This window comes from Micromonospora sp. NPDC005215 (genome assembly GCF_040607915.1).
In the GTDB taxonomy this organism is placed as follows: domain Bacteria; phylum Actinomycetota; class Actinomycetes; order Mycobacteriales; family Micromonosporaceae; genus Micromonospora.
In genome coordinates this window covers 25,863-36,125 of the sequence record NZ_JBEXHQ010000062.1, presented here as the reverse complement: position 1 = coordinate 36,125, position 10,263 = coordinate 25,863, and the positions used below count along the sequence as shown (strand labels likewise).

General features: G+C 70.6%; 8 protein-coding genes. 2 read left to right on the top strand and 6 right to left on the bottom strand.

The genetic code is table 11. The features are described from left to right. Window positions 1-481: 481 nt before the first annotated feature. Window positions 482-2,239, bottom strand: a complete 1,758-nt coding sequence (gene ctaD / locus ABZU25_RS31095) for a cytochrome c oxidase subunit I (RefSeq protein WP_355032909.1) — start codon at window positions 2,237-2,239, stop codon at window positions 482-484. Window positions 2,240-2,369: 130 nt separating this feature from the next. Next, window positions 2,370-3,476, bottom strand: coding sequence for an FAD-dependent monooxygenase (locus ABZU25_RS31090; protein ID WP_355032908.1), 1,107 nt, complete (start codon window positions 3,474-3,476; stop codon window positions 2,370-2,372). 300 nt (window positions 3,477-3,776) lie between these two features. On the opposite strand from ABZU25_RS31090, the gene ABZU25_RS31085 reads away from it, so the two are divergent. Then, window positions 3,777-4,916 carry a cellulose binding domain-containing protein gene (locus tag ABZU25_RS31085; RefSeq protein WP_355032907.1) on the top strand — a complete coding sequence of 380 codons (1,140 nt, stop codon included), beginning with the start codon at window positions 3,777-3,779 and terminating at the stop codon, window positions 4,914-4,916. A gap of 72 nt (window positions 4,917-4,988) precedes the next feature. Here ABZU25_RS31085 and ABZU25_RS31080 read toward each other — a convergent pair whose 3' ends face one another. The 3 genes from ABZU25_RS31080 to ABZU25_RS31070 all read right to left on the bottom strand — a co-directional run bounded on the left by ABZU25_RS31080 (window position 4,989) and on the right by ABZU25_RS31070 (window position 7,019). Then, a complete protein-coding gene (locus tag ABZU25_RS31080; RefSeq protein WP_355032906.1) occupies window positions 4,989-5,951 on the bottom strand; it encodes an N-acetylmuramoyl-L-alanine amidase in 963 nt (320 codons plus the stop codon). Continuing rightward, a complete protein-coding gene (locus ABZU25_RS31075) occupies window positions 5,951-6,103 on the bottom strand; it encodes a hypothetical protein (protein ID WP_355032905.1) in 153 nt (50 codons plus the stop codon). The genes ABZU25_RS31080 and ABZU25_RS31075 overlap by 1 nt, the downstream gene beginning before the upstream one ends. A 127-nt stretch (window positions 6,104-6,230) precedes the next feature. Beyond that, window positions 6,231-7,019: an aldo/keto reductase gene (locus ABZU25_RS31070; RefSeq protein ID WP_355032904.1), complete on the bottom strand. Its 789-nt coding sequence runs from the start codon at window positions 7,017-7,019 to the stop codon at window positions 6,231-6,233. 196 nt (window positions 7,020-7,215) lie between these two features. Here ABZU25_RS31070 and ABZU25_RS31065 point away from each other — a divergent pair, with 196 nt between their 5' ends. Further along, window positions 7,216-8,406 (top strand): threonine synthase, encoded by a 1,191-nt coding sequence (locus ABZU25_RS31065; protein ID WP_355032903.1) that lies wholly within the window; start codon window positions 7,216-7,218, stop codon window positions 8,404-8,406. A 13-nt stretch (window positions 8,407-8,419) separates the two neighbouring features. Here ABZU25_RS31065 and ABZU25_RS31060 read toward each other — a convergent pair whose 3' ends face one another. Next, window positions 8,420-10,219 (bottom strand): glycoside hydrolase family 15 protein, encoded by a 1,800-nt coding sequence (locus ABZU25_RS31060; RefSeq protein ID WP_355032902.1) that lies wholly within the window; start codon window positions 10,217-10,219, stop codon window positions 8,420-8,422. Window positions 10,220-10,263: the final 44 nt, after the last annotated feature.

The window sequence follows — 10,263 nt, the reverse complement described above, 5'->3', positions numbered from 1 at the left end:
CCGCCCAGGCCCCGGCCGCCCCAAAGGCACACCACGAGGCCCCGCACCACGACACCCAGTAATCAAAAAACCTCAAAAACGTTAAAACGCAAGTATTTATACCTCAGAGGTATAACGCTCCTCAGAGTGCCATTCCCCCGAGATCCCGCCGTGCAGGCCGATTCGGGGCCAAAAGGTCGGGCCGAGCCGGGCCAAACAGGCGGAGTCAGGCGAGCGGGCCAAGCGGACGGGACAGGCGAAGAAGCAGGCCGGAGCCCCGGCGCTCGGGCCAGGCAGGCCGGGGCCGAGGACCGGGCGCAGGCCGAGGACCGGGCGCAGGCCGAGGACCGGGCGCAGGCCGAGGACCGGGCGCAGGCCGAGGACCGGGCGCAGGCCGAGGACCGGGGCCACGCCAGACGGACCAAGGACAGGCCGGACATGGCGACGGGCGCCGCTCCCGGTGGTCCGGGGGCGGCGCCCGTCGTACAGCTGGGCTTGAGCGTCAGTGCCGGTCGATGTCGCTTGCGGTGTCCTCGCGGTAGCTGGCGCCGCCGTCCGACTCGCTGGTGAGCGGCTTCGAGCCACCCTCCGGCGGGCCGGCCACGCTCTGGCCGGCGGCCAGTTCCGGGAACTTCGCGTCGAACGCCGGCCGCTCGGAGCGGATGCGGGGCATCCGGTCGAAGTTGCGCAGCGGCGGCGGGCTGCTGGTCGCCCACTCCAGCGAGTTGCCGTGACCCCAGGGGTCGTTCACCTCGACCACCGGGCCGGTCTTGTACGACTTCCAGCAGTTGTAGATGAACGGCAGCGTGGAGATACCGGTGATGAACGCGCCGATCGTGGAGATCGTGTTCAGCGTGGTGAAGCCGTCGCTGGGCAGATAGTCGGCGTAGCGGCGGGGCATGCCCTCGTTGCCGAGCCAGTGCTGCACCAGGAACGTGGTGTGGAAACCGATCATGGTGAGCCAGAAGTGCACTTTGCCCAGGCGCTCGTCGAGCATCCGGCCGAACATCTTCGGGAACCAGAAGTAGATGCCGGCGAAGACCGCGAACACGATCGTGCCGAAGAGCACGTAGTGGAAGTGCGCCACAACGAAGTACGAGTCCGACACGTGGAAGTCGATCGGCGGGCTGGCCAGCAGCACACCGGTGAGTCCACCGAAGAGGAACGTGACCAGGAAGCCGATCGCCCAGAGCATGGGCGTCTCGAAGCTGACCTGACCTCGCCACATGGTGCCGATCCAGTTGAAGAACTTCATACCGGTCGGCACGGCGATCAGGTAGCTAAGGAAGCTGAAGAACGGCAGCAGCACCTGGCCGGTGGCGAACATGTGGTGCGCCCAGACGCTCATGGAGAGCGCGGCGATCGCGACGGTCGCGGCGACCAGACCCTTGTAACCGAAGATCGGCTTGCGGGAGAAGACCGGGATGACCTCGCTGATGATGCCGAAGAACGGCAGCGCGACGATGTAGACCTCGGGGTGCCCGAAGAACCAGAACAGGTGCTGCCAGAGCATCGGCCCGCCGGTCGCGGGGTCGTACACGTGGGCGCCGAGGATGCGGTCCGCGGCGAGCGCGAAGAGCGCGGCGGCCAGCAGCGGGAAGACCAGGATCACCAGGAGGCTGGTGACCAGGATGTTCCACGTGAAGATCGGCATCCGGAACATGGTCATGCCGGGCGCACGCAGGGTGAGCACGGTGGTGATCATGTTCACCGCGCCGAGGATGGTGCCCAGACCGGAGATGGCCAGACCCATGATCCACATGTTGGCGCCGACGCCGGGCGAGTGCTCGACGCTGCTCAGCGGCGCGTACGCGAACCAGCCGAAGTCAGCGGCACCACCCGGGGTGAGGAAACCGGCGGTCGCGATCGTGCCGCCGAACAGGTACAGCCAGTAGGCGAAGCTGTTCAGGCGGGGGAAGGAGACGTCTGGCGCGCCGATCTGGATCGGCACGATGTAGTTCGCGAAGGCGAACACGATCGGCGTCGCGAAGAACAGCAACATGATCGTGCCGTGCATCGTGAAGAGCTGGTTGTACTGCTCGGGCGACAGGAACTGCAGCCCGGGTCGGGCCAGCTCAGCACGCATGATCAGGGCCATGACGCCGCCGATCATGAAGAACGCGAACGCGGTGATCATGTACATGATCCCGATTTGCTTCGCGTCCGTGGTTCGCAGCAGCCGCGCGATGGCCGACCCCTTGACCGGCTCCCGGACCGGCCAGGGCCGGGTCACGACCGGCTTGGGTGCGACGGTGGTCACGAGTGGCCTCCGGTTCTCGGTTGTCCCGCTCGGCACACGCTGTTTATCGGCGGGCCGTCATCCGCAAGGAGGATAGTCCCCGGCAGGTCGCAGCACCGCGTGGGGTGGCGTGACACGATCTACAACGGGCCTACAGCGGGCCGAGCAGTAGCCGGTAGTGCTCCCCGAAGATCCGGCCGCCGCGCCCGCGCAACAGCGGGTCGCGCAGCGCCGGCGGCACGTCCCTGGTCCGGTTGCGGTCCCGGGTCCGGTCCCGCACCCATCGGGTACGCGGACGGCGACGACTCTCGTACGCCACCACTGCCGCTTCCACGCTGCCGGCGGCGCGCAACGATTCCGCAAGCACCACCGCGTCTTCCAGTGCCATCGCCGCGCCCTGGGACAGCGTGGGGGCGGTGGCGTGCGCGGCGTCCCCGACCAGGAGCACCCGTCCCCGGTACCAGCGGCCCAACTCCACCTCGTCGGTGATCCCGACGTGCACCCCGTCGAGCGCCGCCAGCACCTCCGGCACCGGGCCGCGGTAGTCGGCGAAGAGTTCACGGAGCCGGCCCAGTGGGTCGGCGGGCGCCTCCGTGCCGGCCTCGTCGGCGTAGAGGTGCAGCCGCCCCGCGCCCATCGGCACCATCAGGAACCCGGAGCGCTGGCCGAGCAGGGCGGTCCACTCGGTGACGGGTGGGCCGTCGCGCAGCACGGCCCGGTAGACCACCTGACCGACCGGGCGGGGCGGCCCACCGAGCGCGGCCAGCGCGCGGACCGAGGAGCGTGGCCCGTCGGCGCCGATGACCAGGTCGTACTCGGTGGTGGTGCCGTCGGTGAAGGTGACTCCGACGGCACCCGGCAGCAGCTCCAGGGTGCGGACCTCGGCGCCGTGCCGGACGGCGCCGCCGGCACCGCTGAGCAGCACCCGGTGCAGGTCGGACCGGAGCAGCGCCCGGCATTCGCCGACGCCGGCCCAGAGGGTGTCGAGGTCGACCTCGCAGAGTCGCGCGCCGGTGGCGTCGAAGAACCGCTGCCGGTGGATGACCTGCCCGAGCGGGCGGACCGGGTGGTGCAGATCGAGCCGGTGCAGCGCGCGGGCGGCGTTGCCGGGCAGATAGAGACCGGTCTCGGTGCATTCCCCCGGTGGCAGCTTGTCGGTGACGTCCGGCCGGAAGCCCGCCAGGCGCAGCGCTCGGGCCACGGCCAGGCCGGCGATGCCCGCGCCGACGACGAGGATGCGCAGGGGGGAGCCACCCATTGTGGTGTACGCCTCCGGAGGGGGAGCGGAACGCGTTGGAGGCAACACGCTACTCGGAGCGATCGGTGCACGCCAGGCCCGATCGGCCGCCCGGAGCCACTCGTCGGCGTGCCCGTGGCGCTTGGCTGGTCGCCCGCCGACAGCCGTCCGGTGGGTGGGCGCTAATCCGCACGATTCATCACTTTGGCACGTACGGTTGCGCGGCAGTTTCAGACATGTAAATGTGTCGTTGAGCGTGGGAGCGCTCCCGTACCACCCCACCACCTGCGGCGCCCGGCATGCGCCGAGTCAAGGAGCGTCATGAAACGTCAACTTCGGGCCCTGGCCGCCGCCAGCGTGCTGCTCGCCGGCTCGCTGGTAGCGGTGGCCTTCGGCGGCAACGCCTCCGCCGACACCCTGATCTGCGAACAGTACGGCTCGGCCGTGATCCAGGGCCGGTACGTGGTGCAGAACAACCGCTGGGGGACCACCGCCCAGCAGTGCATCAACGTCACCAGCAGCGGCTTCGAGATCACCACCCTCAACGGCAGCAGCCCCACCAACGGCGCGCCGACGGCGTACCCCTCGGTGTTCTTCGGTTGCCACTACACCAACTGCTCCCCCGGCACGAACCTGCCGATCCAGGTGAGCCAGATCAGCAGCGCCACCAGCAGCATCTCCTACCGGTACGTCAACGGCACCTACAACGCGTCGTACGACATCTGGCTGGACCCGTCGCCCAAGCGGGACGGGGTGAACCAGATGGAGATCATGATCTGGCTCAACCGGCAGGGTCAGATCCAGCCCATCGGCTCGGTGGTGGGCACGACCAACCTGGCCGGCCGGACCTGGGAGGTCTGGCGGGGCAGCAACGGCTCCAACAACGTCATCTCGTACGTCGCGCCGTCGGCGATCTCCAGCCTGAACTTCAGCGTGCTGGACTTCATAAACGACGTCCGCAACCGGGGCGCGATCAACAACTCCTGGTACCTGACAAGCATCCAGGCCGGCTTCGAGCCGTGGCAGGGTGGCGTCGGCCTCGCGGTGACGTCGTTCTCGGCCAACGTCAACGGCGGCGGCACCCCGCCGACCAGCACGCCGCCCACCACCCGGCCGCCGACCACGCCGCCGCCGAGCGGTGGTGCGGCCTGCGCGGTGAAGTACACGGCGAACTCGTGGAACAACGGCTTCACCGCCGACGTGCAGATCACCAACACCGGGTCCAGCGCGATCAACGGGTGGACGTTGAACTACACCCTGCCCAGCGGGCAGACCGTCACCAACGCCTGGAACGCCACGGTGAGCCAGAGCGGGTCCTCGGTGACCGCCCGGAACGCGGGCCACAACGGGTCCATCTCGCCCGGCGGCACGGCCAGCTTCGGGTATCAGGGCACGCTGAGCGGCTCGTACTCGTCGCCGACCAACTTCTCGCTCAACGGCGCCACCTGCTCGCGCTCCTGAGCGGACACCGCCAGTGACGGTGGGGGCGGGACCGTCTGGTCCCGCCCCCACCGTGCTGAGATCGACTGTCGGTCAGACCCGGGTGAGGCGGACGGCGTCGGCGATGACCAGGCCGGTGGCGTTGCTCCACCGGCTCACGGCCACCCGGTTGGCGTCCCCGGCCGGCAGCGTGAACGTGCCGAGGACCCGCCACTGCCCACCGGTCACCCGCTGGTCGACGTAGACGGTCCGGTTGCCGGTGCTGGTGGCGACGATGTACGGGGTGGCGCTGTTGTAGCCGCTGTTCGTCGGCCACCAGGCCTCGACCCGGTAGGCGCCGGCCGCCGGCACGTTGAACCGGTACCAGGCGGGATCGCTGGCCGCGACCGGGTCGGCGTACCGGTAGTCGGCGCCGTAGCGCTGGCTGGAGAACGTCGAGACACCCCAGTTGGCGCTGGCGGAGAAGCGGCCGGCGGTGGTGTTGTCCACCGTGGAGGACCAGGCGGTGCCGCCGGCCATCCGCGCCGCGACGTCGGCGCGCATGACGTTCAGGTCGATGAAGGACGGGTCGATCTTGCCGGTGGTGCTGGTCTCCCGGTGCCCGCGGGCGTAGCTGCTGTCCCGGCCGAGGCGGGTGAGCACGGCGGCGGTGGCGGCGAGCGACGCGTCGTACTGCGCGGCGGTCATCTCCTGGTTGACGCCGTTGTAGTCGATCTCCCACCCGATCATGAGGGTGTTGCCGTCCCCGGCGGGGATCGGGCCGCTGCCACCGCTGACCCCGGCGTGGTTGCAGCGGCCGGCGGAGATGACGTGGAAGACACCGTGGTAGTCGACGAGCGCCTGGCACAGCGGCCCGGGCAGGTCGGACCGGCCGTTGATGCAGATGCCGAGCGCCGGGTGTGGGTTGCTGGCGCTGGAGGTCGAGGCGGTGTGGTGCCACAGCACCCCGATCGGGTCGAACGACCCGGGCCGCATCCGGTTGAGCCAGTCACCCTCGACGACGACCTGGACCCCGGCGGCGCGCAGCACGTCCACCAGCCATCCAACGGTGGCCATCAGGCGTCGTGGAGCAGGTCGGCGAGGCACTCGGCCTTCGGCGCGGCGCTCGCCGGGGCGGGCCTGACGACGACGGTCAGCGCGGCGACCACCAGGGCGGGAATGCCGAGCACTCCGCGGCGGCGTAGACGGATGGATGGTGATCGGGTCATGGCGATCCTCCAGCGACGGGCGGGCACGAACGGATCGACGATCGTGATGACGGGCACGCTATACCGTCATGAGCGTCGATGTCGATAGCCTTCATCGCCGAGTCAAAGCCTGAAGGAAACCACCGGATCAGACCTCGCCGAGCGCGTCGATGTCGCGCATCTCCTCCGCTGTCAGCGCGAAGTGGAAGACGTCGAAGTTGGCGGTGATCCGCTCCGGGGTCACCGACTTCGGAATCGCCACGATCTCGTGGTCGATGTGCCACCGCAGCACCACCTGGGCCGGGGAAACGCCGTGTGCGGCAGCGATCCTGGTCAACACCGGATCGCTGAGGTCGCTGGTCTTGAACGGGCTGTAACCCTCCAGCACCACACCCCGGTCCCGGTGCTCGGCGTGCCGCTGCCGGTCGTACAGCGCCGGACTCCACTCGATCTGGTTGACCGCCGGGTTCTCCTCGGTCGACTGGATCAGCTCGTCGATCTGCCCGGTGCTGTAGTTGCTGACGCCCACCGCCCGCACCAGGTTCTCGTCCCGGGCCGCCAGCAGCTCACGCCAGAGCGGGATGCTGTCCGACGGCGACGACGGCGGCCAGTGGATCAACCACAGGTCCACCTGGTCGACGCCGAGCGCCGCCAGGCTGGCCTCCAACGTCGCGCGCTCCTGGCCCACCCGGTTCGGCGGGAGCTTGGTGGTGATGAAGACGTCCTCCCGGCGCAGCCCGCTCTCCTGCACCGCCCGGCCGACCTCGCGCTCATTGCCGTACACCGTGGCGGTGTCGACATGCCGGTAGCCGGTGTCGAGCGCGGCCAGCACCGCGTCGTAACCGGCCTGGCCGGTGGCCTGCCAGGTGCCGAAGCCGAGCAGGGGCATCCGGACATCCCCCGGGAGCAGGGCGGTGGGCTGGTCGGTGAGGTCCATGAGGTCCGTTCTACCCCGCCGAGCCCTCCGCCGCCGAGCGAACCGGACACTCCGACATCGAACGCACCGGTCCGGCGCCCGGCCAGCGACGCTCGAATGCCAGCCGGCGCCCGGTACCCTCGACTCGGTCCACGAGCCGGGGCGGCGCAGCCGGCGCTGGTTGAGCATCGACGCGGTCTGAACGGCGAGGAGCGTTGTGTACCTGACCCACCTGGACTGCCCGCGCTGCGGCAGGGAGCACTCCGCCGACGAGCTGCGCAACCTCTGTGCCTGCGGCTCCCCGCTGCTGGCCCGTTACGACCTGCCGGCGGTGGCGAAGGCGGTCACCCCGGAACGCTTTCCGCTGCGCCCGGCCGACCTGTGGCGCTACCGGGAGCTGCTGCCGGTCGGCGACCCACGCCACGTCACGACGCTCGGCGAGGGCTGGACGCCGCTGCTGCGCGCCCCGGCGTACGGCGCCGAGATCGGCATCACGGACCTGATGGTCAAGGACGAGGGGTTGATCCCGACCGGCTCGTTCAAGGCGCGCGGCGCGGCGGTCGGGGTGAGCCGCGCCCGTGAGCTGGGCGTGCGGCGGATCGCGATGCCCACAAACGGCAACGCCGGGTCGGCCTGGGCGACGTACGCCGCGCGGGCCGGGATGGGTGCGACAATCGTCATGCCGCTGGAGGCCCCGAGCATCTGCCGGCGCGAGTGCGTCGCCGCGGGGGCCGACCTGCGCCTGATCGACGGGCTGATCAGCGATGCCGGCCGACGGGTCGCCGAGCTGATCGCGGAGTCGAACGGGGCGATCTTCGACGCCGGCACACTGCGCGAGCCCTACCGGCTGGAGGGCAAGAAGACGATGGGGTACGAGATCGTCGAGCAGCTCGGTTGGCAGGCGCCCGACGTGATCATCTACCCGACCGGCGGCGGTGTCGGGCTGATCGGCATCCACAAGGCACTGCACGAGCTGCGCGAGCTGGGCTGGGTCGGCGACAAGCTGCCCCGGCTGGTGGCGGTGCAGTCGACCGGCTGCGCACCGATCGTGCGGGCGTTCGCCGCCGGCGAGGACCGGGCGCGGCCCTGGGCGGACGCGCACACTGTGGCGTTCGGGATCACCGTGCCGGCGCCGCTGGGCGACGAGCTGATCCTGGCGGCGCTGCGGGAGTCCTCCGGCACCGCTGTCGCCGTCGACGACGCGGACATCCTGGCCGACCTTCGGGACTTCGCCGGCCGGGAGGGGTTGCTCCTCTGCCCGGAGGGGGCGGCCTGCCTGACCGCGGCGCGGCAACTGCGCGCCGGCGGGTGGATCCGGGCCGGGGAGCGGGTGGTGGTGCTCAACACCGGCGCCGGCCTGAAGTATCCGGACACTGTCGACGTGTCCGGCGTACCAGTGCTGGGGTGAGCCGGCGAGCCGCTCAGTAGCTGTCCGGCTCGGTCAACCGCCAGGCCGCGTTGATCAGCCCGACGTGGGAGAGCGCCTGCGGGGTGTTGCCGATCTGCTCCCCACTGTTCAGGTCGATCTGCTCGCTGAACAATCCCACGTCGTTGGCGTACCCCACCACCTGCTCGAACAGCGCCTCGGCCCGCTCCGGCTCACCCGCCATGACCAGGCACTCCACCAGCCAGAACGAGCACAGCAGAAATCCGCCCGCGTCGGTGGACCACCGTCGGACCAGCCCGCCGTCCGTGCCCAGCTCCCGCTCCACCATCGCTATGGTCGACCGCATCCGCGGATCGGTCGCCGGCAGGAAGTGCGCCACGGGCAGGGTCAGGGCCGAGGCGTCCAGCTCCGCCGAGCCAAAGGCACCGGTGAACGCCCCGATCCGGTCGTTCCACCCCTCGCGCAGCACGGTCTCGCGGATCTCGTCGCGCACCCGGGCCCAGCGCTGCGGGTCGGCCCGCTCCCCGAGCCGGTCGGCGAGGCCCACCGCCCGGTCCAGCGTCAGCCAGCAGATCACCTTGGACGACAGGTAGTGGCGCTCCTCGTCCCGGGTCTCCCACATGCCCCGGTCCGGCAGATGCCAGGTCGCCGCCACCTGCTCGGTCAACCCGAGCACCATCTCCCGTAACTCGCCCTCGAACGGCGTGCCGAGATAGTCGCGCAGCCGCCACACCGCCGACATCACCTCACCCGGCACGTCGAGCTGCCGCTGCCGCCAGGCGTCGTTGCCGATCCGGACCGGCCAGCTGTCGCGGTAGCCGCGCAGGTGCTGGCAGTGGTGCTCGGAGAGGTCACGCTCGCCCTCCAACCCGAAGAGCACCGGCACCGGCTGGCCGCCGATCCGGCCGATCGAGCGGGACGCCCAGGCGAACAGCCGGGCCGCCTCGTCGGGGCAGGCGGCCACCCAGAGCGCGCGCATGGTCAACGAGAAGTCCCGCAGCCAGGAGTAGCGGTAGTCGTAGTTACGGTCACCGCCGATCCGCTCCGGCAGCGACGTGGTCAGCGCCGCGGCCACCGCGCCGCTGCGGGCGTAGGTGAGGCCGGTCAGGACCGTCGCGCTGTGCCGGACAAGATCGGGGTACCGGCCGGAGTACCCGTGCACGTCCCGGTACGCGTCCCAGGCCTGCGTCGTCTCGGCGAGCGCGACCACCGGGTCCAGCCGGGCCGGTGGGTCGCCGTAGGCGGCACCGAACGCCACGTCCACCCCGACCACCTGACCGGCGGAAATCTCGAACTCCTGCGTCACCCGGTCGCGGCCCGCCCGCAGGCGGATGCCCGGCGCGCGCAGCACCAGCACCACCGGGCCGGCGCCGGCCAGCACCCCGCCGTCCGGCTGCTCGTGCAGGTACGGCGTGAGCAGGCCGTACTCCGGTCGGGGCACGAAATCCAACCCCATCCGGACTCGCCCGGACAGCCCCTCGACCACCCGGATCAGCACGGCTGGCGAGTTCATCCCCAGCTCGTGGGCGCGGGCACCGACCTCGGCGGCGAGCGCGTCAGTGACCGCCACGCTGCCGTGCGGTGTGTGGTGCACAGTGCGCAGCACCAACGTGCCCGGCCGGTACGCGCGCTCCACCCGGTGTCCCGGGCCGCCGGTGCCAACCGGAGCGAGCCGGAAGTGCCCGGCGGTCGGGTCGAGCAGCCGCCCGAACACGGCGGCCCCGTCGAACCGGTGCGGGCACCACCAGTCGATCGAGCCGTCCTTGCCGACCAGGGCACCCGAACGGGAGTCCGAGAGGAATCCGTAGTCGGAGATCGCCGGCTGCTGCTCCACCCGCCGCGGGTACCCGCATCGGCCCGGATCAGACCGCTGCCCAA

Coding starts and splice junctions, on each gene's coding strand:
- ABZU25_RS31090 (WP_355032908.1), bottom strand. CDS start 3,476: ATGGGTGGCTCCCCCCTGCGCATCCTCGTCGTCGGCGCGGGCATCGCC.
- ABZU25_RS31085 (WP_355032907.1), top strand. CDS start 3,777: ATGAAACGTCAACTTCGGGCCCTGGCCGCCGCCAGCGTGCTGCTCGCC.
- ABZU25_RS31080 (WP_355032906.1), bottom strand. CDS start 5,951: ATGGCCACCGTTGGATGGCTGGTGGACGTGCTGCGCGCCGCCGGGGTC.
- ABZU25_RS31075 (WP_355032905.1), bottom strand. CDS start 6,103: ATGACCCGATCACCATCCATCCGTCTACGCCGCCGCGGAGTGCTCGGC.
- ABZU25_RS31070 (WP_355032904.1), bottom strand. CDS start 7,019: ATGGACCTCACCGACCAGCCCACCGCCCTGCTCCCGGGGGATGTCCGG.